The following is a 25,940-nucleotide window of genomic DNA, read 5'->3' as shown; positions in this document are numbered from 1 at the left end:
TATTAAATGAACGTTAGTTCATAAACACATAATGTAAACTTTAGGAGTGGCTAGTTTTATACTAGTTTGAGACATATCCTTTGAACCTGATTTGGTTAATACCAACGTAGGGAAAAGTTATTTTCGAAATATTAGATGAGGCCATTGTGCTTTAATCTTATTCTTCTTAGAGTTTACTTTATACAACCGTAACACTATGTATATTAAAGTAAACAACACTACACGTGAAATCACAGATAATACTTCGGTAGAACAGCTTGTTGCGCAATTAAAAGTGTCAACAAACGGCATTGCCGTGGCCATAAATCAACACGTTGTAAAAAATGTTAATTGGTCTTCAACCATTATTAAAAATCAAGATGATATCATAATAATTAAATCTACACAAGGCGGTTAATTCAATATTAACTTAACGTATTAGAATCAAAATAACACAAGGTTAAAAACATGAAGAAAAAAGATACTGCACCACAACAAAACGGAGTTACTAGAAACCCATTTCCTAATTCAAAAAAAATATATGTTTCAGGAACATTACATCCACAAATAAAAGTAGCAATGCGCGAAATTTATTTGAGTGATACTAAAGATTCCATGACAGGAAAATTAACCCAAAACGAACCAGTAACCGTTTATGATACTTCAGGTCCTTATACAGATTCAGAAAAGGAAATAAATATTCATAATGGTTTAGAACGTATTCGTGAAGCATGGATTAATGAACGTGGTGATGTAGAAACTTTAAATGAATTTACGTCAACATATTGTAACGAGCGTTTAAACAATGCAAGTCTGGACGATTTGCGTTTCAATCTAAAACATAAACCGAAAAGAGGGGTAAAAGGCAAAAATGTAACCCAACTACATTATGCAAAGCAAGGTATAATTACTCCAGAAATGGAATACATCGCAATTCGTGAAAACCAACGAATAGACGAAATGACCGAAATAGCAAAACAACATAAAGGTGAAAATTTTGGAGCTTCTATTCCTGAAAAAATTTCACCGGAATTTGTGAGAAGTGAAGTGGCTCGTGGTCGTGCGGTAATACCAAATAACATTAATCACCCAGAAAGCGAACCTATGATTTTAGGTCGAAATTTCTTGGTAAAAGTAAATGCTAACATTGGTAATTCTGCCACTACATCTTCCATTGAAGAAGAAGTAGAAAAGTCGGTTTGGGCATGCCGTTGGGGAGCCGATACCATTATGGATTTATCCACAGGTAAAAACATTCATGAAACCCGAGAGTGGATTATCCGTAACTCACCCGTTCCAATTGGTACAGTGCCAATCTATCAAGCATTAGAAAAAGTAAATGGTGTTGCAGAAGATTTAACTTGGGAAATTTTTCGAGATACGTTAATTGAGCAAGCGGAGCAAGGTGTCGATTATTTTACCATACATGCCGGTGTATTATTGCGTTATGTACCCATGACGGCTAAGCGTGTAACCGGAATTGTTTCTCGTGGCGGATCTATTATGGCAAAATGGTGTTTAGCACATCATAAAGAAAGCTTTTTATACACGCATTTTGAAGATATTTGCGAAATTTTAAAACAATATGATGTAGCTTTCTCTTTAGGAGATGGGTTACGCCCAGGTTCTATTGCCGATGCAAATGATGAAGCTCAATTTGCAGAATTAGAAACCCTAGGTGAACTAACAAAAATAGCGCGTAAGCACGATGTGCAATGTTTTATTGAAGGCCCTGGGCATGTACCAATGCACATGATTAAAGAAAACATGGATAAACAACTTGAGCATTGCGACGAAGCTCCTTTTTACACATTAGGCCCACTAACCACAGATATTGCTCCAGGTTACGACCACATAACGTCTGGTATTGGTGCAGCAATGATTGCCTGGTATGGTTGTGCAGTGTTGTGTTACGTTACACCAAAAGAACATTTAGGATTGCCCAATAAAAACGATGTTAGAGAAGGTGTTATTACTTATAAGCTTGCCGCTCATGCAGCCGATTTAGCAAAAGGACATCCAGGAGCTCAACATCGAGATAATGCATTAAGTAAAGCGCGTTTCGAGTTCCGTTGGGAAGATCAGTTTAATCTTGGTTTAGATCCCGAACGCGCTCGCGAATATCACGATGAAACTCTTCCTGCCGAAGGCGCCAAAATAGCACATTTCTGTTCCATGTGCGGACCAAAATTCTGTTCCATGAAAATATCTCAAGAAGTGCGTGATTTTGCGGCCGAAAACGACATTGTAGACAACGAGGTGATTGCTAAAGGTTTCGAAGAAAAATCAAAAGAATTTAAAGAAAAAGGATCCGAAGTGTATCTTTAACAAAATAATTAGGGAGTTCCCGTGCTTTTTAGCAAAAGTACGGGCGGGATTTTCGTTACAATCTTTTGTAAAAAAACAAAAGGATTTTCACTGCAATCCCTAACTCAGTGCTACGGCATAACAAAGCGCAAACAAAAAAATAGAAAATGATAGTCTTAATTTCACCAGAAAACGATATTTCAAACGAAATTGAAATACTTAATCAGTTATTTCAAAAAGGTTTACAATACTATCATCTTAGAAAACCAGAAAAAAATTACGACCAACATTGCGCTTATTTAAACCAAATAGAGGCTCAATATCACAACCGGATTGTAGTTCATTATTTTCATGAGCTTGTTAATACATACCCTTTAAAAGGCATTCATTTTCAAGAACAAAAGCGAATAGACCACATTGATAATCCTGGGCAATATTTCAAAAACCTTAGCATGTATGGTAAAACTATAAGCTCATCGTTTCATGAAATTCAAGACCTTATCGACTGCGAATTCGAATTCGATTATCATTTATTAAGTCCTGTGTTTTCATCAATTTCTAAAGTTGGTTACCAAGGCCGAGGTTTCAATGTAAACCATATCGATAAATTTATTGTTGGAATGGGCGGCATTAATACCGATACTATTTTGAAAACTTTCAAACTCGGTTTTAAAGGTATTGGTGTTTTAGGTGGTGTTTGGAATGCTGAAAACCCTGTAAAAAGTTTTATTGAGTTACAAACCGCACATAGCAACATAAAACTTTGAGAAACAGACCAAACATATTAACTATAGCAGGTTTCGACCCCACTAACGGTGCCGGATTAACGGCCGATGTTAAAACATTCGAGGCCTTAAAATGTTATGGTTTATCTGTTTGTACAGCAAATACAGTTCAAGACGATAAAGCATTTTTTGCTTGCCATTGGATGCCGACTTCAATTATTTTGAATCAAATAGATGTTCTTTTTAAACGTTTTGAAATCAACTTCGTTAAAATTGGCATTTTAGAAAACTGGGACACTTTACAAATTATCATCAACAGATTACACTTTCTAAATCCTAAAATAAAAATCATCTTAGATCCTATTCTAAAATCGAGTTCCAATTTTGATTTTCATAGCAATCATTCAGAAAAATTAGATGTTTTATTATCTAAAATCTATCTGCTTACGCCTAATTATAACGAAATTCAACAGTTATACCCAGAGAAAAATATCAGCGAAACTATTGCACATATTCAATTTAAAACCAATCTGTTTTTAAAGGGCGGTCACCATCCCGAAAAACTAGGACAAGACGCACTGCATCTTAAAAACAAAAAACATTTTGTATTACATGCTAGATCTAAAAATTGTAGCCAAAAACATGGTAGCGGTTGCGTATTATCATCAGCAATAACATGCTATTTAGCCTTAGGTTTTCCTGTGTTGAAAGCCTGTTTAAAAGGAAAACAATACACCGAGAAATTTTTAAGTTCTAATACTACATTATTAGGCTTTCATTCAAAAAAATAACATGAAAACAACATTACATTACATATCGCAAGGTGCAACACCACAAGAACATTTAATTAATATTCACAGTGCCTGTGCTGCTGGAGCCGAATTAGTACAATTGCGCTTAAAAAAAAGTGATCCTATAACCATTTTAGAAACAGCAAAAAAAGCAAGAGAAATAACTAATCACTTCCAAACGCGCTTAATTATTAACGACTACTACAAAGTGGCCGCAGAAGTTAAAGCCGATGGCGTGCATTTAGGTAAAAAAGATGCTTGCCCAACTGTAGCTCGAAAAGCATTAGCCTCTTGGCAAATTATTGGTGGCACAGCAAATACGCTAGAAGATTGCCAAACGCTTATCGATAAAGGCGTCGATTATATTGGCTTAGGTCCTTTTCGTTTTACCGAAACAAAAGATAATTTAGGTCCTGTTTTAGGAGAACAAGGTTATGCTGAAATTATTACGGCTTTAAACACCAAAATACCAGTTATTGCTGTTGGCGGCATTACGTTAAATGATGTTTTAGATATTATGATTACGGGCGTTTTTGGCATTGCAGTTTCAGGTGAAATTACACGCGATTTTAACAAAATAACAATGTTTAAAGAATTAATTAACGGCGGTACAGCACCAGAACAACTTTGGAAACCTGAATAACCTTTAAAAAAAAAGCTAAAACCTTTAATAAAAGTTACTTTTATTATGAATGATAAATTACAAATAGCAGATAAAACATTTTCCTCTAGACTGTTTACGGGTACCGGGAAATTTAGTTCTTCGGCATTAATGAAATCCGCTTTATTAGCTTCGGAAAGTGAGTTAATAACTGTAGCCTTAAAGCGTGTAGATGTTCAAGATAAAGAAGATGATATTTTATCGCATTTAGACCATTCGAGAATTAATTTATTACCCAATACATCAGGTGTAAGACATGCAAAAGAAGCTGTTTTTGCAGCCGAATTATCCCGTGAGGCTTTAGAAACTAATTGGGTGAAATTGGAAATTCATCCAGACCCAAGATATTTATTACCAGATCCTATTGAAACTTTAAAAGCGGCCGAAGTATTAGTTAAAAAGGGCTTTGTTGTTATGCCTTATATTCATGCCGACCCCGTGCTATGCAAACGGTTAGAAGAAGTGGGTGTGCAATGTGTTATGCCGCTAGGTGCGCCAATAGGAAGTAATAAGGGTTTAAAAACACGTGATTTTTTAGAGATTATTATAGAACAATCGAACGTGCCAGTAATTGTAGATGCAGGCATTGGTTCGCCTTCTCATGCAGCACATGCCATGGAAATTGGTGCCGATGCTGTTTTGGTAAACACTGCAATTGCAGTTTCTCAAAACCCTGTAACCATGGCAAAGGCCTTTAAAATGGCTGTTCAAGCAGGTCGAATGGCATATCAAGCAAAACTAGCAGCAGTTAAAAATCATGCCGAGGCTAGTAGTCCGTTAACCTCATTTTTGACTTAAAATAAGTTTATGATAGCTTTCGAAACAAACCTCAAAACGTATAAGTGGGACGATACGCTGGCTAGTATTAACGCTAAAACAAAAGCCGATGTAGAAATGGCTTTAGCTAGTAATAAACGAAATTTAGAAGATTTTAAGGCTTTAATTTCACCGGCTGCCAAACCATTTTTAGAGCAAATGGCACAAATGAGCCGCCAACTTACTAAAAAACGCTTTGGAAACACCATTCAAATGTATGCGCCTTTGTATTTAAGTAACGAATGCCAAAATATATGTACTTATTGCGGTTTTAGCCTTACTAACAAAATACCAAGGCGAACCTTAACCGATAATGAAATTTTAAAAGAGGTTGAATTCTTGAAGAAAAAAGGCTTTGATCATGTACTAATAGTAACGGGAGAAGCCAATAAAACAGTAGGTGTTAATTATTTAAATAATGCCATAAAATTAGTGAAACCCCATTTTTCTAATATCAGTATTGAAGTTCAGCCATTAGAGCAAAATGAGTATGAATTGCTGATTGAAAATGGATTATATGCAGTTCTAGTTTACCAAGAAACCTATCATAAAAACGAGTACAAAAAACATCACCCAAAAGGCAAAAAATCTAATTTTGAATATCGCTTAGATACTCCAGATCGACTGGGTAAAGCGGGTATTCATAAAATAGGTTTAGGTGCTTTATTCGGTTTGGAGGATTGGCGGGCAGATAGTTTTTTTACAGCATTACATTTAAAATATTTACAAAAACAGTATTGGAAAACTAAATACTCCATTTCCTTTCCAAGACTGCGCCCACATTCGGGCGGTTTAGAGCCTAAGGTTGAAATGACCGATGCCGATTTGGTACAGCTAATTTGTGCTTATAGGTTGTTGGATGAAGATTTGGAACTCTCAATGTCTACGCGAGAAAGTGAAACTTTTAGAAACAACATTGTGCATTTAGGTATAACATCTATTAGTTCAGAATCGAAAACAAATCCTGGTGGATATGCCGTGGAACCACAATCTCTAGAACAGTTTGAAATTTCAGATGAAAGAAGAACCGAAGCATTTACTAAAATGCTAAAAAACCAAGGGTTGGATGTCGTTTGGAAAGATTGGCAGCATTTTAGGTAACCTTATCATAATTTATAAATACTATGTTAAGTAAAGAGGAACAGATACAATATAGCCGCCATATACTTTTAAATGAATTAGGCCTTGAAGGTCAATTAAGACTTAAACAGGCCAAAGTGTTAGTTATTGGTGCGGGCGGATTGGGTTGTCCTATACTACAATATTTAACCGCTGCTGGTGTTGGTACATTGGGGATTATTGATGATGATGTGGTAGATCAAACAAACTTGCAACGTCAAGTTTTATATACCGTTGATGATGTTGGTAAAGCAAAAGTAGAGATAGCAGCAAAACGATTATCGAAGTTAAATCCTTTTGTTCAGTTTCAGGTTTTTAAGGATAAACTGACCATAAAAAATGCCCTTTCACTTTTTAAAGCGTTTGATATTATTGTTGATGGAAGCGATAATTTTCAAACACGTTATTTGTGTAATGATGCTGCTGTAATTACAAATAAACCTTTGGTTTATGGTTCAATATTCAAGTTTGAGGGGCAGGTAAGCGTATTTAATTTTAACGGTAGTGGAACTTACCGATGCTTATACCCAACACCGCCAAAACCAAAAGAATCTCCAAATTGTTCCGATGTGGGGGTTATGGGAGTTTTACCGGGCATAATAGGGAGCTTACAAGCAAATGAGGTTATTAAAATAATTTGTGGCTTAGGTGACGTGTTAGCTAATAAATTAGTGGTTTTCGATGTGTTATCCATGCGTCAATTGATTTTAAGTTTCTCTAAAACCGACGAATCAAAAATCTTAAAGCTAGAGGAAGATTATAATTTTTTCTGTGGTATAGATTCTGCAGATCAAATAATTTCAATAGACGAATTACTTAAAAACAAATCTGATTTTAACCTGCTAGATGTTCGTGAAACTTGGGAACGCGAACAAGGTCATATAGGTGGTTTACATATACCTTTAAATCAACTTCAAGACCGTTACCATGAAATAAGTACAAACAAACCTCTTGTAGTGTATTGTAAATCTGGTATACGCAGTAAAAAGGCTATTTTGTTTTTGCGAGATGTGTTCGCAAACACGACTCTAATAAATTTAAGAAACGGATTGCCTATTAAATTTTTAATTAAATATTAAAAGCGAATTACCATTTACTTGAACACGGTAGTTTTTTAATGGGCAGTTTAATCCATTATTTCCAGCAAGGGTTCCGGTTACAAAATTATAGGTGTTTTCGTCGCCACAACCACATGTGCCATTTAATCCTGAAGGTATAATAACAGAGCAATCGGATAGAGCGTGGTTAGGATCTGCTGCATCCCAAGCATAAAAATCTACCCCGGTACTCGCAACTATAATTCCTGCATTACCTTGGTTTTCTATGTATACCGAATTTCCTGCAAAAGTTAGTTGACTGTATTGCGGTAAGCTTAAATCTATGGAGACATTAACTCCAATATCTAGTAAAAAATTACAGTTTCTGTCGTCTACAGAGTTTCCACTACAAGTAGTTAGTGTTAATAATAATAAAGTGTAAATAAATAGTTTCATGATTAAAAGAATAGGGGTGCAATTTACAATAAATAGTGATTGTACTTGGTGATTTAGTGTTTTTCCTTTGGAGGTTTTAATTGTTTTTTAAATAGGTTCTAAAGTAAAGTATATTAATGTTTTCGATACATAATTAACTAAAATTTTGTACTTTTGTTTTACAATCTCGTGTAAGCGGGATTTTTTTATTTGCTGAATACTTCAAAGCATAATTTTTGAAGTTTATCAGCATCTTTTATTAAGTTAAACGATGAAGTTATGAGTAAAGTATCATACTATACACCAGAGGGGTTAAAAAAGTTAAGAGCCGAGTTAAGACAACTTAAGGATATTGAGCGCGTAAAAGCTTCAAAAGCAATTGCAGAAGCTAGAGATAAAGGCGATTTAAGTGAAAATGCAGAGTATGATGCCGCTAAAGAAGCACAAGGCATGTTAGAAATGCGCATCTCTAAATTGGAAGATGCTTTGGCAGGAGCACGTGTAATTGATGAGTCGCAATTAGATAACTCTAAAATATTGGTGTTGTCAAAAGTGAAAATAAAAAACCAAACCAATGGTATGGAAATGAATTATACTTTGGTGGCAGATGGTGAGGCAGATTTAGCTACAGGAAAAATATCTGTAAATTCACCTATCGGAAAAGGTTTGTTAGGTAAGTCGGTTGGAGACGTTGCAGAAATTCAAGTACCTAAAGGAGTTATGAAATTTGATATCGTTGAAATTTCTAGATAAGTAAATTATGGCATCTATATTCACAAAAATTATTAATGGCGAGTTACCTTGTTATAAAATTGCAGAAACGGAAGACTTTTTAGCATTTCTAGATGTAAATCCTAATGCTAAAGGGCATACACTTTGTATTCCTAAAAAAGAAGTTGATAAAATTTTTGATTTAGATGAAGCCGATTATAACGGATTAATGTCTTTTTCTAGAACCGTGGCCTTAGCGCTTAAAAAAGCCGTACCATGTAAACGCATAGGTGTTTCTGTAATTGGGCTAGAGGTGCCTCATGTTCATGTGCATTTAATTCCTTTGCAGTCTATGGACGATGCACGTTTTATTCAAAAGGTTAAATTATCTACTGAAGAATTTAATGCGTTGGCAGAATCTATTAAGGCCGAATTATAGATTTAAGTAAAACACCAAAGCTAGTATTAAAGCCAGTATTAATATACCTGAAATAATACTGATCCACATCGTTTTTTTAAAGTAGGTCAAGGATTTTTTAGGCGTAAATGCTTTTTTCTGATATTCAAAAACACGTTCAATGTCATCAGTCCATTGCACAGGATAAATAATAGAACTACAAGTGGTGCAATTTATTTCATGACTAATATCCGAAGTTATTGATTTATAAAAATGTGTTTCTTTTATTTTTTGTTTGAAAGTTAAACGCAAGCCTTCTTTACTAAAACACTCCGGACAGTTGTTATGTAATGCTACTTCTTTTATATCAATTAGTTTCTCTGGCATAGTTTTAGTTAGTGGCAGCGCGTTTTAAACTTATTTGTAGGGTGCTACCTTTATCCTTTTCAGATTGTAGTACCTTAATTTTTCCGTCATGAAAATCCTCAATAATACGTTTTGCTAAAGATAAACCTAATCCCCAACCTCGTTTTTTTGTGGTAAATCCAGGTTCAAAAATACTATTAAAATTCTTTTTAGGAATACCTTTTCCGGTATCAATTACACTTACCATAACATCATTTTCAAGTTGAGATATTTCTACAGTAAGTTTTCCTCTGCCTTTCATGGCATCAATAGCGTTTTTTATTAAGTTTTCAATGGTCCAACTGTAAAGTTGCTTGTTTAAATTTACAAAAATTTCGCCTTCAGGGATAATAATATCAAAATCAACAAGTTTTGAAGACCTTGTTTTTAAATAGCCGTAAGAATCTAAAGTTTCTTTTATAATATCGGCTTTTTCTAAAACGGGTAAAGAGCCAATTTTACTAAAACGTTCGGTAATGGTTTTTAAGCGGTCCACATCTTTTTCTATTTCAACTATGTAATCCGGATTTACATTTTCGGTTTTAAGTATTTCGGTCCACCCTATTAAAGAGGATAGGGGGGTACCAATTTGATGCGCCGTTTCTTTGGCCATTCCAGACCATAATTTGTTTTGTGTCGCGTTTTTGTTACTGCTGTAAAAAAAGAAAATAAGCGCTACAAACAGTACTATAATTAATAACAACGCTAATGGATAGTATTTTAATTTATTAAGCAACGGCGAATTACCGTAGTAAATGGTACTAGAAATACTATTGCCAATTTTAACCGGTATGGGTTCGTTTTCTTCTTTAAAGGTTTCAATAAGTTTTTTTACATATTTTGAATCAGTAAGTTTGGTTTCATCAATGTTGTTGGAGCTGTATAGCGAACCATCTTCATTAATAACCAACATAGGGGTTGTTTTGTTACTATTTAAAATTTGTAGTGTGAGTTCTAAACTTGTATTTATATCCGAATTAATAATTTCGTTTTGGGCAAACGACCAGTTTTCCATTTTGGTGCGTTCCTCATCTTTAAAATGCTGAAAAAATTCGTATGTTTTCCAGAGTATAAGGGAGACAATAATAAAGGATGCTATAACAATAGCCCAACGGAATGCATTGCTATGTTTGGTAAAAATCATTTACAATAAATTTTTTATGGTAATATAATGCAAATCTGCTAATATTATTGTTCAAGATGTTAGTAACTCTATTTTAAGGTGTTTTATTGCTTAATTATGAAGTATAAAATGACAAATAAAGTTGGATTGTTGACATAGACTAGGGTAATGTTGAAAACTAGATTAAATTTTCATCTTTTTTTTGATTAGTTTTGTAAAAATTAAAATAACTAATGCCCTCAATAGACCCAAAAAGCTTATCAACCAGTAAATTACATGGTTATTTGTTAAGCGCTATTGCGCCAAGGCCTATTGCTTTTGCAAGTACAATAGATACTGAGGGAAATCCGAATTTGTCGCCATTTAGTTTTTTTAATGTATTTAGTGCAAACCCACCAATTTTAATTTTTTCGCCGGCAAGACGCGTAAAAAATAATACAACCAAGCATACGTTACAGAATGCTGAAATAACAAAAGAAGTTGTTATTAATGTTGTTAATTTTAATATGGTGCACCAAATGTCATTAAGTAGTACAGAATATCCTGAAGGTGTTAATGAGTTTGAAAAAGCGGGTTTAACCATGCTTAAATCAGACCTTGTAAAGCCGTTTAGAGTAGCCGAAGCACCAGTGCAATTTGAGTGTAAGGTAAATGAAATAATAAAATTAGGGGCTGAAGGTGGTGCAGGTAATTTGATAATATGTGAAGTTGTAAAACTTCATATTGATGATAATGTGCTTGATGAAAATGATGCTATAGACCAAAAAAAGTTAGATTTGGTTGCTAGAGCAGGAGGTAGTTATTACAGTAGAGCTAAGGAAGGGTTTTTCGAAATTCCAAAACCTATAGCAACATTAGGTGTTGGAGTTGATGCTTTACCAGATGATGTTAAAAATAGTACGGTTTTAACAGGGAACGATTTAGGAATGTTAGGGAATATTGAGGGATTACCAACGCAAGAAAGTATCAAAGCTTTTATTGATGAAGTAGGAGAGCGGTACCCGAATATAGCATGTGCAACAGCTATTGATAAACATAAGTTAGCGCAAAACTATCTAAGTTTTGGAGATGTAGAAAGCGCTATAAAAATACTATTGTCTTAAATAAAAGGCAGACAACAATAAATATTAATAAAGATTAAATTTTAGATTAAATGGAAGTTCAAGGTAGAATAAAAATGGTTGGAGAAACTCAAACTTTTGGAAGTAATGGGTTTAGAAAAAGGGAAATTGTTGTAACAACTGAAGAGCAGTATCCACAACATATTATGGTGGAATTTGTTCAAGATAAAACAGATTTATTAAACAGCTATAAAGAAGGACAACAAGTTAAAATAAGCATTAATCTTCGTGGTAGAGAGTGGGTAAACCCTCAAGGTGAAACTAAATATTTTAACTCTATTCAAGGATGGAGAATTGAAGCTGTTCAAGCTGAAGGCGCATCAGGAAACGTACCACCAGTGCCACCAGCAGATGCTTTCGAGCCTGCAGGCAACTTAAAAGAAGAAGATCACGACGATTTACCTTTTTAATTAAAGTAATTTTGTTATTTCCGCAACAGCTGGAAACTTATAATACCAACCTCAATATTTATCTAAATGTTGAGGTTTTTTTATATTTACTCAAATGCAATACCTAACCGAAAAAATATGGTTTCCAGATGTGAATAACACATCCCTCGAAGGCATTATAGCTGTTGGAGGCGACTTATCTACTGAAAGATTACTACTCGCCTATAAGAGCGGTATTTTTCCTTGGTTTGATGAAAGTAATCCTATTTTATGGTGGTCTCCAGATCCGCGTTTTGTGTTATATCCCGAAAAGCTTAAAGTGTCAAAAAGCATGAGGCAGGTGTTAAGGCAATCAGATTTTAAAGTCACCATAAACCAAGATTTTAGAGCCGTAATAACCCAATGTGCTTTGGTTAAACGAAACGGGCAGGAAGGTACGTGGGTGACTAATGATACGATTGAGGCTTATGTAAAGCTTCATGAATTAGGATTGGCCAAATCGGTTGAGGTGTGGCAAAATAACGAGTTAGTAGGTGGACTTTACGGTGTAGATTTAAATAATGGCGTTTTTTGTGGCGAAAGCATGTTTGCCAAAGTTAGTAACGCTAGTAAAGTGGGGTTTATATTGTTTATACAAAGCACTAATTATAAGCTAATCGATTGCCAGGTCTATACTAATCATTTAGAAAGTTTAGGGGCCGAAGAGGTTTCTAGAGATACTTTTATAGAGTTTTTGAAGGGTTAAATGTTTAAATTTTCTAAATCCTCAAAACCGCTGAAGTCAGTACAAATAAATTGTTTTTAGCCTTTAAATTAAAAGCTTCATAACGGTGTTCTAGTCCCGTTTGTAGCTTTAAAGCTTTAGTAATTAGCCATCCAATTTGACTAGAAATTCTAATGTCGGTTTCTGGTTTACTGGGTTTGCTTAAACTCAATAGCCCTTCAATAGCACTAGTTAAATAGGAGGACCCTAGTTGTAATTTAGTGCCTTTTAATACACAATTTAAGGCAAACCGGTAGCGTTGTCTAAAAATAGTTTTGTTTTTTAGGATGCGTTGTTCGCTTCTAAAACGATGTCCGTAACTTTTACCTAATTTCTTTTTGCTGTAATTATACTGTTGTGTAAAACGAAGTTCGTCGCTTCCAGATTCAAACCAATCTCGGTTTCTATAATACATACCAAAGCCTATTTTGTTTTTTGTATTTAATTTATAATGCGAAAAGTGAAATACATCAACCTGTTGTTGTTGGTATGTAAAATTATGGGTATGGTTTAAAAAATAACGGCTTCTAAATGTGAAATTAAAGCTATAAGTTTCTGTGGTAGTGTGGTTAACGGCCAATACAGATTCGCCCAAAACACTAAAATTGTTTTGTGTAAAGCCATTAAAATATGTTAATAAAAGAAAAAGCGTAAGGCTATTTAAATATGTTTTCGGCATAAAAAACTAAACTTCTTGGTATCTAAAACATTTTACTTCGTGGTCGTTAATCAATCCTGTGGCTTGCATGTGAGCATAAACTACTGTAGATCCAACAAATTTAAAACCACGTTTTTTTAAATCTTTGCTCACGGTATCGCTTAAAGGCGTGTTACCTGGAGCATCTTTATAATGCTTTACACTATTTTTTATAGGTTTGCCATCAACAAAACTCCAAATATACTCACTAAAACTTCCAAATTCTTCTTGAACCTTCATAAATGATTGAGCGTTACTAACGGTAGCATTAACCTTTAGTTTGTTTCTTATAATGCCAGTGTCTTGAAGTAAAGCGTCTATTTTAGTTTGTTGGTAGTTGGCTATTTTTTTGTAATTAAAATTATCAAAGGCTTTTCTGAAGTTTTCACGTTTACGCAATATGGTTATCCAACTTAAACCCGCTTGAAACGTTTCTAAAATTAAAAATTCAAATAAGGTGTCATCATCATAAACAGGAACGCCCCACTCATTATCATGGTAAGCTTCATATAAAGCATCACCTTCGCACCAACCGCATCTGTGTTTTTTCATTGTAATACCACTAAAATTTAATACTCTTAAAAAAGACTGTAAGGTTAAAAGTAAAAGTATGACAAAAATCACCTTATATAAAATCTGAAGACTTTAAATTTGTTTAAGGATTTCTTAAAAACTAGTGTTATGAACCAAATTATAAAAGAAAGTTTAGCTAAAAGCATGACTTACCAAGAGTATAGGACGTTAGTAAAGCAATTAGCTGAAGAAAATTCTAATACAGGATTAGAAAAAACGGAAGCCTTAGCCAATTATACCGTGCTTAATGATAGGCGTATGAAGCGTTGGGATAAAACTATTAAGGTTGGCCAAGATGCTAAAGGAAAAATAGAAGCCTTAAATAGAAATACAACGTGGTTAATAATTACTGAAAGTTGGTGTGGCGATGCGGCACATGTTATTCCTCCATTAAATAAAATAGCGGAATTAAGCCCAGGTATTGATATAAAAATAGTACTGCGCGATGAAAATTTAGAACTTATGGATTTGTTTTTAACCCATGGGAATAGAGCCATAGCTAAAGTTATTATGATTGACAACGAAACAGGCGAAGTTTTTAATACCTATGGTCCAAGACCTAGTGAAGCTACAAGTTATGTAAATAGATTTAAGGCTAAAAATGGAGCACTAACACCAGAGTTTAAAGAAGATTTACAACATTGGTATAATAAAGATAAAGGGCAAAATGTAATTAATGATGTGGTAGAAATTCTTACTGCTGTAGAGCCTATTTGCCAATAAAAAAGAAGGTAATAGTACCTATTTGGTTGTCTTTAGCTGCATCGGGAGTAAAGCGTGAGCGTTTGGCATAATCAATAGCGTGTTCTATTAAACAGGCATTATTGGATGTTGACGAGGTGTTTACATAGGCATCAATAACCTTTCCGTTGGCATTAACAGTAATATTAACTACAATTTTACCATCTACTTCGCATAAATATACAGGTATTGGTATGTGTACTTTCTTTCTGTTTAATAAAGAATAGCGAATGGAACTTTTTGAGTTGTTGCCATCGGATTGTTGCTTTTTTAGCAAATCGTTTACTTTACTAAATTTGGATAACTCCTCGCTGTTTAAACTAGAAGCTTCGGGAACCTCGTATGCTTTTCTAGCAGAAGATGATTCGTTAGATGTGGTGTTCGATTTAGGAACATAATCTTCTGGAGGCGTAATAGTTTTATAAGCTTGAGCAAAATGTTTTGATTGTTGGGTTTCGTTAAAAGCGTCGTTAGTTTCTGCCTTAGCGTTATTCATATTTTCCAAAGCTTCAAGAACTTTAATTTCTTCTTCGGTGATTTCCTTTTCTGGCTCCATTAAGTAATAACTTTCAGATGCATAGACATCTTTTTGTTTCAGACTTAAATTGAAAACAAAGAGTACTACAGTTCCAGAAATTAGAAGTGTAATAAGTAGGGCTTTATGTTGATTGTTAAGGCGCAATACGTTGTTATCAATTAGGGAGTCATACTAATATATACGGCAAAATACGTTAAAAAGTTTTAATTAACACAGGTTCTAAAATTTTTAGGGTGTGAAATTTAAACGATTTATGATTTGTTTTTATGCTAAAACTAAGATGTTTTAAAAAGAATTTGCTGTTAGTTGGAAGATAAACTATCAATAAATCCTTCAATAGAATTGGCGTTTTTAACATTAAAAGCTCCAATTTTTGTGCGTCTTAATGCCGATAGATGTCCGCCAGAATTTAATGCTTTTCCAAAATCATTTGCTAAAGAGCGTATATAGGTGCCTTTACTACAAACTACTCTAAAATCAATGTGTATTGAGCCTGTACTGAGCGCAGTCGAAGTATCAATTTTAGTAATTTCAAATTCTGAAATGTTTATTGTTCTCGAAGGAATATCTACATGCTCGCCAGCTCTAGCAAATTCGTATAAGCGTTTACCATCTTTTTTTAATGCAGAAAAAACAGGTGGAAATTGCTGAATTTCACCAATAAATTGCTCGGTAGTTTTATAGATTAAGACTTCATTAATATGATCGATAGGAAAGGTTTCGTTTATTTCGCTCTCCAAATCATAAGATGGTGTAGTGCTACCTAAAACAATAGTTCCAGTATATTCTTTTATTTGACCTTGAAAGGTGTCTATTTGCTTAGTCATTTTTCCTGTACAAATAACCAATAATCCGGTAGCTAAAGGATCTAGTGTGCCAGCGTGCCCTACTTTTATTTTTTTTATTTTGAAGGCTTGACGGATTTCCCAACGCAGTTTGTTAACCACTTGAAACGACGTCCAGTTTAGGGGTTTGTCTATAAGTAAAACTTCTCCAGAAAGGTAATCTTCAAGCGTTTTCAAGTGTATTAGGTTTTAGTTTAATAATGAAAAAACAATAGCAATAATACCAACAATTACACAGTAAATGGCAAAATAGGAAAGTTTGCTTTTCTTTACTAACGATATCATCCAAGTACAAGCAAATAAGCCCGCAATAAAAGCTGCAACAAATCCAATAGAAAGTGCTGTGAAGTTTCCAGAATCATAAGTTAAATCGCCACTTAAAACATCTTTAGCAATTTTTCCAAAAATTAAAGGCACTACCATTAAAAATGAAAAACGAGCCGCTTTAGTTTTATCGTTTCCTAGTAATACCGAGGTAGAAATGGTTGCGCCAGAACGTGAAATTCCTGGTAGCATCGCAATAGCTTGTGAGATTCCAATAACAAATGCATTTTGGAAGCTTACCTTTTTTTCGGTGTCCTTAGCTTTGTCTGCCAAAAATAAAAGGATAGCCGTAACGATTAACATACAGCCAACTAATAAAATGTTTCCGCCAAAAAGTGATTCTAATTGTTCTTCAAAAAATAAACCTACAATAACGGCTGGAATCATAGAAATAGCAATTTTAGAAATGAATTGTAAGTCGTCATTCCATTCAAACTTTAAAGCGCCTTTAATAAGATTTAAAATATCTTTTCTAAAAATAACCATGGTGCTTAATGCTGTGGCAAAATGAAGGACTACTGTAAATAATAAACTTTCTTCTGGCACCGAATTATCCCCTAGAATGGCTTTTCCTATTTCTAAATGTCCGCTAGATGAAACAGGTAAAAACTCTGTAAGTCCTTGAATAATACCTAAAATGATTGCGTCTAAAATTTCCATGGCGCAAAAGTATTAAAATTGCGTAAGTAAAATGTCTTTCAAATAAAAATATTAAACTTTAAAAGTAGAATCTCTAATTGTAATGTTCCCTTATATTTCTATGAATATCAGTAGTACTTTTAATTTCTTCAATTAAATGTTTAATAGCAATGTATTCTAGGATACAGATATTAAATTTTTTTGTTAATATCATGATTTGACCTAATTTTACAGGTGTAATCAGAGCTTTAGTAGTAGCGTATACTGTTAATGCGTTAACTCGTAACCCTGAATTTAAAAGCATTTCAAACTTTAATGTTGCCATTAAAAAGGAGGATTTCATGATAAAAGAAGTTTATATTCTCTTGGTGTTTTTTGTGTTCATTTTAGTGTTTAGTTATTTTCTTCCATTGTTTTTAAATTAAATTTCGAGTAAATGAAAATTGTTTTAGCACCAGATAAGTTTAAAAATTCTTTAACAGGATTAGAGTTTTGTAATACTGTTGAAGGTGCTATAAAAAATTTAAATTTAGATATTGAAATTTTAAAGCTCCCATTAGCAGATGGTGGTGATGGCACAATCGAGGTGGTTAATTATTATCTAAAAGGATCCGCGGTAAAAGTAGAGGTGAATAATCCTTTTTTTAAGCCTGTAATAGCGACTTATCTGTATTCTGAAAGGTCCAAAACGGCATTCATTGAAATGGCCGAAGCTTCTGGTTTAAAACTTTTAAAACCAGAACAATTTGATTGTAAAAACGCAACCACATTAGGCACTGGCGAAATGATCCTCGATGCTATTAATAAGGGTGCAACAAACATAATTTTAGGTATTGGTGGAAGCGCTACTAATGATTGCGGTATTGGAATGGCAACTGCATTAGGCTATCGTTTTTTAGATAAAAATAATAAAGAAGTGGTGCCTATAGGTGCTAATTTATCTCAAATTACAGATATAGATATTAGCCATATTAGTCCTAAATTATTTGATGTAAATTTTAGTATTGCTTGCGATGTAACCAATCCGTTGTACGGAAAAAATGGCGCTGCATATATTTATGGCGCGCAAAAAGGAGCTTCAAGTAAAGATATTGAAATGCTCGATAAAGGCTTAGAATCTTTTACTAAACTTATAAAGGCCGTTTTTAATGTAGACACGCAATCTGTAAAAGGAGCAGGTGCTGCAGGTGGCATGGGAATAGCATCAAAAGTGTTTTTAAATGGCCTTTTAGAACCGGGTATAAAACTCATAAAAGACTTAGCTGATTTTGACTTTAAAATTACAGGAGCCGATTGGATAATTACTGGAGAAGGAAAGTTAGATACACAAACCATGTCTGGTAAGACTATTCAAGGTGTATTGTCTTCAGCGAAAGCGAAAAAAATAAAAGTGGCTGCCTTTTGTGGCGCAATAGATTTAGAGGGTAATAGCCCTGAAGAATTCGGAATTCATTATGCAGATGCCGTTATAAATTATGCGAAAAACCTAGATGATGCTATGAAAAACGGGTATTCTTACCTGAAAGAAATAGCTAATGTGTTTTCGAGAAAATGTTTAAAAGAATAAATTAGAGATATACGTATCGTAATTAATCTATTTTTTATCAGGATTTAAAAGTATCGCATAAATTTGGATACCAAAACCAATAAGAATTAATGTTGGTGCCAATCGAATACGTCTCCAGCTAAAAATTTCAGGATTAAAAACGTTTGGATCATCACTTCCACCGCCAGACATTAAAATAAACCCAAGTGCAATAATAGCTAAACCAATAAACATGAATTGGTAGTTTTTCTTTCCAAATACAAAAATTGGTTTCGCTTCTTCTTTACGTTTTTTTTCTCCCATGATTAAATTCCGCAGAATAATTTAGTGCAAAGTAAAAGATTTATTTAGAAAAATGCTGTTAATGATTTTCTAAATTATTGTTTTTTACTTTTTGTGTTAATAATACAACTCGTCTGTTCTTAAATTTAAGAAGCGTTGTGTTGCAAAGTGTGTACTTATCCAAGTAATTATAATGCCTAAGGCAAATATAAAAACAAATAATGCCGCAACTAAAATAGGGTTGCCTAGCAGTTCTAGTTCAACAAAAGTTTTGTCTAAATAGTATAAAACAATGGCCATACCTATTAACGCTAAAAAAGCGCCAATCATGCCTAAACGTACACTTTTCCATACAAACGGACGTCTAATAAAACGTTTTGTTGCGCCAACCATTTGCATGGTTTTAATGGTAAAGCGTTTAGAGTAAACCGCTAATCTTATAGAGCTATTAATTAATAAAACAGCAATTAAAGTAAAAATTCCACTTATTACCAATACCCAAAAACTGATTTTCTTTACGTTATCGTTCATGAGGTTAACCAAGTCATTATCATAAGTTACTTCATCAACAAAGTTTTTGTTTGTTGCTTCCGCTGAAATTTTTTCAAGATGTTCCGACGTAACAAAATCGGCTTTTAAGTGCACATCAATGGAGTTTTGCAATGGGTTGTAACCTACAAAGTCCATAAAGTCTTCACCGTTTTCAGCTTTCATAAATTCGGCAGCCTGTTCTTTTGAAACATATTCGGTAGATTTTACATAATCTGCCATAGCCAAACTTTTTTCAAGCTGTTTAGTTTCCACTTCCTTAGCGGTGTCTTTTAAGTAAATAGTAACTACAACTTGTTCCTTAAAATGGTCTGAAACTTTTTTGGCATTTAAAATGAGCATGCCTAGTAACCCTAATAAAAATAAAACCAATGCAATACTTAACACTACTGAAAAGTAGGAAGAAATAAGTCTGCGTTTTTGGTGTTTTTCAAATGATGAACTCATAAAATGATAGGATTAAAGCTGTAAAAATAATAAAGAAATTGAAAAGAAACTTCAAAAGGCTTAAGTCTTTTGTTTTCAGTTCCATTTGTCAATTCCTGTTTATGTTAAAATCATATAATATCTAAAGATTTTTTATTTTTTGCTGATTATGGTTGGTTAAAGTTGATAGATTTTAAGATAACAACGTTAAATCTTATATTATAGTTTTTAAATTCTTAGTTTTTCTGGTTTGCTAATTATGTAAACACCAAAAGCCACGACAAAACAGCTTATAATTTTAATAAAATTAATGTCTTCGGCATAAATATCTTGCATAAAAACAAAGGCAAGAACAGTAACCATTATAAAGCTAACAACAGGTTGTAAATAGGTGTAGCTGCTGGTTATTGATGGAGCTAAATGCTTAAGCGCAAAAATATTAAATAGGTATGCAAAAAAGGTGGTAAATAAAACCACATAGCCAATAGTTAAATAGGTGTTTACGGTAAAGGCTTCAAAATTGGTGTTTAAAAATTCTGATATTCCAAAAGGTGAAACAAACATAAAACCAAACAAAAACATCCAACTTATTACAGTTATGGGGTTGTATTTACTCATTAAGGTTTTAGCTATTACCAAATATAAACCATAACAACTGGCATTAAGTAAAACAAATAAGTTGCCTAAAAAAGAGCTGGTTCCGGTGGCTTTATTGCCATAGAGAATTAAAAAAACAGCGCCAATTGTAGCAATAGTAATACCTATAAGTTTGTTTTTTGTAATGCGTTCTTTTAAAATGATAAGGCTAAAAATTAAAACAATAACAGGTGTAGCCGTGGTTATTATAGAAGCATCTATGGGCGAGGTTAAATTAATGCCATGAAAAAACAACAATTGGTTTGCTGCACCGCCAAACAAACCACATAATATAAAACGAGGTAAATCTTTTTTATCAATTTTTTCTTTTATAAATAAGAGTTTAATAGCCCAAAATAAAAGGCAGCAGCAACTAAGGCGAATAAAAACGAATGCCGTTGGCCCTATTTTATTTGGCATAATGCCTTTTGCAATAATATAATTGGCGCCATAAATAATATTGGCACTTAAAAGTGCTAGGTGAGCTTTGGTGGTGTCTTTTATCAAGTGTAAACAGTTATTTAAGGTTGCGAAATTACAAATTTGCATAGTTTAAATCCTTAAAACATCTATATGTTTTAAGTAAAATAAGGTGATAACGATTAATTAAATCGAAACCCTTTTTGTTTTCTATTTAAAACGTAAATTTGCAACTTCTTAAAACGGATGACAATGAAGTACAATTTCAATGAAATTGAAGCCAAATGGCAAAAATATTGGGCAGAAAACCAAACTTTTAAAGCGGTAAATGGTAGCGAAAAACCAAAATATTATGTTTTGGATATGTTTCCTTACCCTAGTGGTGCAGGATTGCACGTTGGGCATCCTTTGGGTTATATTGCGTCCGATATTTATGCACGCTATAAACGTCACCAAGGGTTTAATGTTTTACACCCTCAAGGTTATGATAGTTTTGGGTTGCCTGCAGAGCAATATGCTATTCAAACAGGGCAACATCCAGCTATTACCACTAAAGATAATATTGCAACGTACCGCCGTCAGTTAGACCAAATTGGGTTTTCTTTCGATTGGTCTCGCGAGGTGCGCACATCTGATCCTAGTTATTACAAATGGACGCAATGGATTTTTATTCAATTATTCAATTCATGGTTTAATAATGATAAAAATAAAGCAGAAGATATTTCAGAATTAGAAGCGATTTTCGCCTCGGAAGGAAATGGAACTATCAATGCTGTTTGTGACGATACTGTTGAGCCATTTACTGCGGAAGATTGGAATGCTTTTGATTCTAAAAAACAACAACAAATAGTATTACAATATAGATTAACCTATTTAGCCGAAACTGAAGTTAACTGGTGTCCAGCCTTAGGAACTGTTTTAGCTAATGATGAAATTGTTAATGGTGTTTCAGAACGTGGTGGGCATGCCGTTATTCGTAAAAAAATGACACAATGGAGTATGCGTATTTCTGCCTATGCTGAACGTTTACTACAAGGTTTAGAAACTATTGATTGGACAGATTCTTTAAAGGAAAGTCAGCGTAATTGGATTGGAAAATCTGTAGGAGCATCAGTAACTTTTAAAGTTAAAGAAAATGATGCGGTAATTGATGTGTTTACAACGCGTCCAGACACCATATTTGGTGTTAGTTTTATGACTTTAGCTCCAGAGCACGAATTAGTACAACAAATAACAACGCCAGAGCAAAAAGCTGAGGTTGAGGCTTATGTAGTAGCAACAGCTAAGCGAAGCGAGCGCGATAGAATGGCCGATGTAAAAACCATTTCTGGTGCTTTTACAGGTGCGTATGCAGAACACCCATTTACCAAAGAGCCTATTCCGGTATGGATTGGCGATTACGTTTTGGCAGGATACGGTACAGGTGCAGTAATGTCTGTCCCATGTGGTGATGAGCGCGATTATGCCTTTGCAAAACACTTTAATATTCCAATTATTAACATATTTGAAGGTGTTGATATTTCGGAAGAAGCATTTTCAGATAAAGAAAAAACCGTCATAGGAAATAGTGATTTCCTAAACGGTATGAATTATAAAAAAGCGACCAAACGTGCTATTTACGAGTTGGAGCAAATTGGGCAAGGCGCAGGCAAAACCAATTACCGTTTGCGCGATGCCGTGTTTAGTCGTCAACGTTATTGGGGAGAGCCTTTTCCTGTGTATTATGTTGATGGTATGCCACAGATGATTGCTGCCGAACATTTACCAATAAAGTTACCTGAAGTTGAAAAATATTTACCAACCGAAACTGGCGAACCACCATTAGGAAATGCTACCGTTTGGGCTTGGGACACCAATAAAAACGAAGTGGTTTCCAATGACTTGATTGATAATAAAACGATTCACCCATTAGAATTAAATACCATGCCAGGGTGGGCAGGAAGTTCATTCTATTTTAATAGATATATGGATCCGGATAACCAAAACGAAATAGCATCGAAAGAAGCTATGGATTATTGGAAAGATGTCGATTTGTATATTGGAGGAAGCGAGCATGCTACAGGACACTTATTATATTCGCGTTTTTGGCAAAAATTCTTGTTCGATAAAGGTGTTGTACCTGTTGATGAGTTTGCTAAAAAACTGATTAACCAAGGTATGATTTTGGGAACTAGTGCTTTTGTTTATAGAGAAGAAGGAACTAATACCTATGTGTCGGCTGGTTTAATAAAGGATAAAAAAGTACAAGCACTTCACGTAAAAGTGAAATATATTAATGCTTCTGATGAATTAGATATTGAAGGGTTAAAATCTGATGGTGAATTTGGTGAAGATTATAAAGCTGCTGAGTTTATTTTAGAGGATGGCGTGTATAAGGTTGGTAGAGATGTTGAAAAAATGTCTAAATCGAAATACAACGTTGTTAATCCTGATGATATTGTTTCAGATTATGGGGCTGATAGTTTACGATTATACGAAATGTTTTTAGGCCCATTAGAGCAATATAAACCTTGGAATACTGCAGGTATTACAGGAGTTCATAATTTCCTTAAAAAATTATGGAAGTTGTATGCTGATGATAGCGGACTTAAAGTCTCAGATGCTAAACCAACTAAAGACAACTTAAAAACGTTACATAAAACCATTAAAAAGGTACAGGAAGATATTGAGAATTTCTCTTTTAATACTTCGGTGTCTACCTTTATGATTGCAGCTAACGAACTGACGACGCAAAAATGTACTTCGAAAGAAATACTCGAGCCTTTATTGGTTTTAATTTCTCCTTATGCGCCACATATTGCTGAGGAGTTATGGAGCCAATTAGGGAATAAGGAGTCAATTTCAACGGCGCCTTTTCCAAAGTTTGATGCAAGTCATTTGGTTGAAAGTAGCAAGAATTATCCAATTTCGTTTAATGGTAAAATGCGTTTCACCATGGAATTACCATTGGATATGAGTAAGGACGATATTGAAGCAGCTGTTTTAGCAAACGAAAAAACACAAGAACAATTAGCAGGGCGTACACCTAAAAAAGTAATTGTTGTACCTGGGAAAATTGTAAATATTGTAGGGTAAGGGCAATACAAGTTTTTGCACTATACAATATTTTTGGTTTTCGTAAAAATGACTAAAATAGATTGGTTTTAATAAAAAATAAATACTGCCAATAACAAATAAACCCACATTAGGAATTGAGGTTTTGTTGAAGCTCTTTTTGTGTTGTTTACGCCTGCATGCCAACAGGTAGGTATGCAAAACAAAAAAGCGACTACCGATCGCCCAACCCTTGGGGAATGCCCAAATAATTTAATTAAAAATAAGAATGAATTATACTGAAACTATTGGATTTATTGCAGCCATTTTAACTACAGCTGCTTTTCTTCCGCAGGTATTTAAAACTTGGAGCACAAAAGATGTATCGGGTTTATCCTTGCCTATGTTATTAATGTTTTTTGCTGGTATTGTGGCTTGGTTATTTTATGGGTTTTTAAAAGATAGCCCTTCTATGATTTTTGCTAACAGTATTACAGTCGTGTCTGCTTTTTTATTGATGTTTTTTAAAATAAAATATTCTAAAAAGTAAGGCGGTTACTGGTAAATGTAATTCCTACTAAATTGATGTAAATTATGTAAAAATTATGTTTTTCTGTTTTTGCATGGAAATAATTTAGTGAAAAGCGTATTTTACAGATAATATTTAAAATTATTGTTTTAGTTTTGCTCTAGTTTTACACTTTAAATAACCTATTTATGAAAATTGGAGTTCCTATAGAAATTAAAAATAATGAAAATAGAGTAGGTATGACACCTTCAGGTGTTTTTGAACTTACTAAACGAAATCATTCTGTTTATATACAAAAAAACGCAGGGTTTAATAGTGGTTTTTTAGATGAAGATTATATTGGCGCCGGAGCTACAATTCTTGATACTATTGAGGAGGTTTATGGTATTGCCGAAATGATTGTAAAGGTTAAAGAACCTATTGAGCCAGAATACAAGTTAATTAAGGAAGATCAGATTGTATTTACTTATTTCCATTTTGCTTCTAGTGAAGTGTTAACCAATGCGATGATTGATAGTAAGGCTATTTGTATCGCTTACGAAACGGTTGAAGATGCAGATGGGTCGTTACCATTATTAATTCCAATGTCTGAGGTTGCAGGTAGAATGTCTGTGCAACAAGGGGCTAAATATCTTGAAAAACCTATTATGGGTCGCGGTATTCTATTAGGTGGAATTCCAGGTGTACCTCCTGCAAAAGTATTGGTTTTAGGTGCTGGTGTGGTAGGTTTACAAGCGGCACGTATGGCATCTGGATTGGGTGCTAGTGTTCATGTTTTAGATATTAATATGAAAGCTTTACGTCATGTTAGTGATGTGATGCCAAATAATGTAATAAGTGAATTTTCTAGTGAATATAATATTAGAAAGCATATTGTAGATTCCGATTTAATTATTGGAGGCGTATTAATTAAAGGGGCAAAAGCACCAAAATTAATTACCAGAGATATGCTTAAAGAGATGCGTCCAGGGACCGTTATGGTGGATGTAGCTGTAGATCAAGGCGGTTGTTTTGAAACTACAAAACCGACTACACACCAAGATCCTACTTATATTATTGATGAGGTTGTGCATTATAGTGTTGCAAATATGCCAGGTGCTGTACCTTACACATCTACAATGGGATTAACTAACGTAACATTACCTTATGTCGTTAAATTAGCCAATGATGGTTGGAAAAAAGCATGCGATAATAATACTGCTTTAGCTAAAGGATTAAACATTGTAAAAGGTGAGATTGTATACAAAGAGATTGCCGAAGCTTTTGATTTAGAAATGGCTTAAGGAATAATAAATTATATTTAAAAACGTCTAAATTCTTATTAACTAGGGTTTAGACGTTTTTGGTTTTTGTAACTAATGTTTTGATTGACTGACATTATTT

30 protein-coding genes and 1 riboswitch are annotated in these 25,940 nt (G+C 33.9%); of the genes, 18 read left to right on the top strand and 12 right to left on the bottom strand.

Translation table 11 applies throughout. The features are described 5' to 3' along the window. Positions 1 to 32: 32 nt before the first annotated feature. Positions 33 to 130, top strand: a riboswitch (TPP riboswitch). A gap of 66 nt (positions 131 to 196) precedes the next feature. The 8 genes from thiS to moeB all read left to right on the top strand — a co-directional run bounded on the left by thiS (position 197) and on the right by moeB (position 7,477). Further along, positions 197 to 397: a sulfur carrier protein ThiS gene (thiS, locus tag ABJM36_RS11240; protein ID WP_348451542.1), complete on the top strand. Its 201-nt coding sequence runs from the start codon at positions 197 to 199 to the stop codon at positions 395 to 397. A 50-nt stretch (positions 398 to 447) separates the two neighbouring features. After that, positions 448 to 2,307 carry a phosphomethylpyrimidine synthase ThiC gene (gene thiC, locus ABJM36_RS11235; protein ID WP_348451541.1) on the top strand — a complete coding sequence of 620 codons (1,860 nt, stop codon included), beginning with the start codon at positions 448 to 450 and terminating at the stop codon, positions 2,305 to 2,307. Positions 2,308 to 2,453: 146 nt separating this feature from the next. Then, positions 2,454 to 3,053 (top strand): thiamine phosphate synthase, encoded by a 600-nt coding sequence (locus ABJM36_RS11230; RefSeq protein ID WP_348451540.1) that lies wholly within the window; start codon positions 2,454 to 2,456, stop codon positions 3,051 to 3,053. Continuing rightward, a complete protein-coding gene (locus tag ABJM36_RS11225) occupies positions 3,050 to 3,802 on the top strand; it encodes a hydroxymethylpyrimidine/phosphomethylpyrimidine kinase (RefSeq protein WP_348451539.1) in 753 nt (250 codons plus the stop codon). Before ABJM36_RS11230 ends, ABJM36_RS11225 begins: the two co-directional genes overlap by 4 nt. A 1-nt stretch (position 3,803) precedes the next feature. Further along, positions 3,804 to 4,445, top strand: coding sequence for a thiamine phosphate synthase (gene thiE / locus ABJM36_RS11220; RefSeq protein WP_348451538.1), 642 nt, complete (start codon positions 3,804 to 3,806; stop codon positions 4,443 to 4,445). A gap of 45 nt (positions 4,446 to 4,490) precedes the next feature. Continuing rightward, entirely contained in the window at positions 4,491 to 5,261 is a 771-nt protein-coding gene (locus tag ABJM36_RS11215) for a thiazole synthase (protein ID WP_348451537.1), read from the top strand. Positions 5,262 to 5,270: 9 nt separating this feature from the next. Then, the gene (gene thiH / locus ABJM36_RS11210; protein WP_348451536.1) at positions 5,271 to 6,380 is read left to right on the top strand and encodes a 2-iminoacetate synthase ThiH; all 1,110 of its coding nucleotides are present in this window, start codon (positions 5,271 to 5,273) and stop codon (positions 6,378 to 6,380) included. A 23-nt stretch (positions 6,381 to 6,403) separates the two neighbouring features. Continuing rightward, positions 6,404 to 7,477, top strand: coding sequence for a molybdopterin-synthase adenylyltransferase MoeB (moeB, locus tag ABJM36_RS11205; protein WP_348451535.1), 1,074 nt, complete (start codon positions 6,404 to 6,406; stop codon positions 7,475 to 7,477). On the opposite strand, the gene ABJM36_RS11200 is transcribed toward moeB, so the two are convergent. After that, positions 7,463 to 7,891 (bottom strand): hypothetical protein, encoded by a 429-nt coding sequence (locus ABJM36_RS11200; protein ID WP_348451534.1) that lies wholly within the window; start codon positions 7,889 to 7,891, stop codon positions 7,463 to 7,465. The genes moeB and ABJM36_RS11200 overlap by 15 nt on opposite strands. Positions 7,892 to 8,149: 258 nt before the next feature. Here ABJM36_RS11200 and greA point away from each other — a divergent pair, with 258 nt between their 5' ends. Together greA and ABJM36_RS11190 are read left to right on the top strand one after the other, a co-directional pair. Then, positions 8,150 to 8,623: a transcription elongation factor GreA gene (gene greA / locus ABJM36_RS11195; protein WP_348451533.1), complete on the top strand. Its 474-nt coding sequence runs from the start codon at positions 8,150 to 8,152 to the stop codon at positions 8,621 to 8,623. Positions 8,624 to 8,630: 7 nt separating this feature from the next. Next, entirely contained in the window at positions 8,631 to 9,020 is a 390-nt protein-coding gene (locus ABJM36_RS11190; protein ID WP_348451532.1) for an HIT family protein, read from the top strand. On the opposite strand, the gene ABJM36_RS11185 is transcribed toward ABJM36_RS11190, so the two are convergent. Continuing rightward, on the bottom strand, positions 9,015 to 9,365 hold the full coding sequence (locus ABJM36_RS11185; protein WP_348451531.1) for a hypothetical protein: 351 nt from the start codon (positions 9,363 to 9,365) through the stop codon (positions 9,015 to 9,017). The genes ABJM36_RS11190 and ABJM36_RS11185 overlap by 6 nt on opposite strands. 4 nt (positions 9,366 to 9,369) lie before the next feature. Next, positions 9,370 to 10,527 carry a HAMP domain-containing sensor histidine kinase gene (locus tag ABJM36_RS11180; protein ID WP_348451530.1) on the bottom strand — a complete coding sequence of 386 codons (1,158 nt, stop codon included), beginning with the start codon at positions 10,525 to 10,527 and terminating at the stop codon, positions 9,370 to 9,372. Between the two features lie 212 nt (positions 10,528 to 10,739). On the opposite strand from ABJM36_RS11180, the gene ABJM36_RS11175 reads away from it, so the two are divergent. The 3 genes from ABJM36_RS11175 to aat all read left to right on the top strand — a co-directional run bounded on the left by ABJM36_RS11175 (position 10,740) and on the right by aat (position 12,761). Next, positions 10,740 to 11,609: a flavin reductase family protein gene (locus ABJM36_RS11175; RefSeq protein ID WP_348451529.1), complete on the top strand. Its 870-nt coding sequence runs from the start codon at positions 10,740 to 10,742 to the stop codon at positions 11,607 to 11,609. A gap of 50 nt (positions 11,610 to 11,659) precedes the next feature. Then, positions 11,660 to 12,037, top strand: coding sequence for a DUF3127 domain-containing protein (locus ABJM36_RS11170; RefSeq protein WP_348451528.1), 378 nt, complete (start codon positions 11,660 to 11,662; stop codon positions 12,035 to 12,037). Positions 12,038 to 12,131: 94 nt separating this feature from the next. Further along, a complete protein-coding gene (gene aat, locus ABJM36_RS11165) occupies positions 12,132 to 12,761 on the top strand; it encodes a leucyl/phenylalanyl-tRNA--protein transferase (RefSeq protein ID WP_348451527.1) in 630 nt (209 codons plus the stop codon). Positions 12,762 to 12,774: 13 nt separating this feature from the next. Here aat and ABJM36_RS11160 read toward each other — a convergent pair whose 3' ends face one another. Together ABJM36_RS11160 and ABJM36_RS11155 are read right to left on the bottom strand one after the other, a co-directional pair. Next, entirely contained in the window at positions 12,775 to 13,458 is a 684-nt protein-coding gene (locus ABJM36_RS11160; protein WP_348451526.1) for a DUF2490 domain-containing protein, read from the bottom strand. Between the two features lie 6 nt (positions 13,459 to 13,464). After that, positions 13,465 to 14,028, bottom strand: a complete 564-nt coding sequence (locus ABJM36_RS11155) for a DNA-3-methyladenine glycosylase I (RefSeq protein ID WP_348451525.1) — start codon at positions 14,026 to 14,028, stop codon at positions 13,465 to 13,467. 129 nt (positions 14,029 to 14,157) lie between these two features. Between ABJM36_RS11155 and ABJM36_RS11150 the strand changes: the two genes are divergently transcribed. Further along, a complete protein-coding gene (locus ABJM36_RS11150; RefSeq protein ID WP_348451524.1) occupies positions 14,158 to 14,772 on the top strand; it encodes a thioredoxin family protein in 615 nt (204 codons plus the stop codon). Here the strand turns inward: ABJM36_RS11150 and ABJM36_RS11145 are convergent. From ABJM36_RS11145 to ABJM36_RS11130, 4 genes are all read right to left on the bottom strand, one after another. Next, positions 14,759 to 15,472, bottom strand: coding sequence for an energy transducer TonB (locus ABJM36_RS11145; protein WP_348451523.1), 714 nt, complete (start codon positions 15,470 to 15,472; stop codon positions 14,759 to 14,761). The genes ABJM36_RS11150 and ABJM36_RS11145 overlap by 14 nt on opposite strands. Before the next feature lie 158 nt (positions 15,473 to 15,630). Further along, positions 15,631 to 16,350, bottom strand: coding sequence for a tRNA pseudouridine(55) synthase TruB (gene truB / locus ABJM36_RS11140; protein WP_348451522.1), 720 nt, complete (start codon positions 16,348 to 16,350; stop codon positions 15,631 to 15,633). Between the two features lie 12 nt (positions 16,351 to 16,362). Then, positions 16,363 to 17,157 carry an undecaprenyl-diphosphate phosphatase gene (locus ABJM36_RS11135; RefSeq protein WP_348451521.1) on the bottom strand — a complete coding sequence of 265 codons (795 nt, stop codon included), beginning with the start codon at positions 17,155 to 17,157 and terminating at the stop codon, positions 16,363 to 16,365. 73 nt (positions 17,158 to 17,230) lie between these two features. Next, entirely contained in the window at positions 17,231 to 17,479 is a 249-nt protein-coding gene (locus tag ABJM36_RS11130) for a hypothetical protein (protein WP_348451520.1), read from the bottom strand. 93 nt (positions 17,480 to 17,572) lie between these two features. Here ABJM36_RS11130 and ABJM36_RS11125 point away from each other — a divergent pair, with 93 nt between their 5' ends. After that, entirely contained in the window at positions 17,573 to 18,703 is a 1,131-nt protein-coding gene (locus ABJM36_RS11125; RefSeq protein ID WP_348451519.1) for a glycerate kinase, read from the top strand. Between the two features lie 27 nt (positions 18,704 to 18,730). Here the strand turns inward: ABJM36_RS11125 and ABJM36_RS11120 are convergent, their stop codons facing one another. The 3 genes from ABJM36_RS11120 to ABJM36_RS11110 all read right to left on the bottom strand — a co-directional run bounded on the left by ABJM36_RS11120 (position 18,731) and on the right by ABJM36_RS11110 (position 21,082). After that, positions 18,731 to 18,985 (bottom strand): DUF3098 domain-containing protein, encoded by a 255-nt coding sequence (locus ABJM36_RS11120; RefSeq protein WP_092848302.1) that lies wholly within the window; start codon positions 18,983 to 18,985, stop codon positions 18,731 to 18,733. 96 nt (positions 18,986 to 19,081) lie between these two features. Continuing rightward, a complete protein-coding gene (locus ABJM36_RS11115) occupies positions 19,082 to 19,960 on the bottom strand; it encodes a permease-like cell division protein FtsX (RefSeq protein WP_348451518.1) in 879 nt (292 codons plus the stop codon). A gap of 207 nt (positions 19,961 to 20,167) precedes the next feature. Further along, positions 20,168 to 21,082: a DMT family transporter gene (locus ABJM36_RS11110; protein WP_348451517.1), complete on the bottom strand. Its 915-nt coding sequence runs from the start codon at positions 21,080 to 21,082 to the stop codon at positions 20,168 to 20,170. Positions 21,083 to 21,247: 165 nt separating this feature from the next. On the opposite strand from ABJM36_RS11110, the gene leuS reads away from it, so the two are divergent. The 3 genes from leuS (at position 21,248) to ald (ending at position 25,840) form a co-directional block, all read left to right on the top strand. Continuing rightward, positions 21,248 to 24,070 carry a leucine--tRNA ligase gene (leuS, locus tag ABJM36_RS11105; protein WP_348451516.1) on the top strand — a complete coding sequence of 941 codons (2,823 nt, stop codon included), beginning with the start codon at positions 21,248 to 21,250 and terminating at the stop codon, positions 24,068 to 24,070. A 247-nt stretch (positions 24,071 to 24,317) separates the two neighbouring features. Next, a complete protein-coding gene (locus ABJM36_RS11100) occupies positions 24,318 to 24,578 on the top strand; it encodes a SemiSWEET transporter (protein ID WP_348451515.1) in 261 nt (86 codons plus the stop codon). Between the two features lie 167 nt (positions 24,579 to 24,745). Next, positions 24,746 to 25,840: an alanine dehydrogenase gene (ald, locus tag ABJM36_RS11095; protein WP_348451514.1), complete on the top strand. Its 1,095-nt coding sequence runs from the start codon at positions 24,746 to 24,748 to the stop codon at positions 25,838 to 25,840. Positions 25,841 to 25,940 lie beyond the last annotated feature (100 nt).

It is taken from the genome of Algibacter sp., assembly GCF_039977455.1.
Classification (GTDB): domain Bacteria; phylum Bacteroidota; class Bacteroidia; order Flavobacteriales; family Flavobacteriaceae; genus Algibacter_B.
Note: the sequence above shows the minus strand (reverse complement) of the source record. Positions and strands in the feature narration are given on the sequence as shown.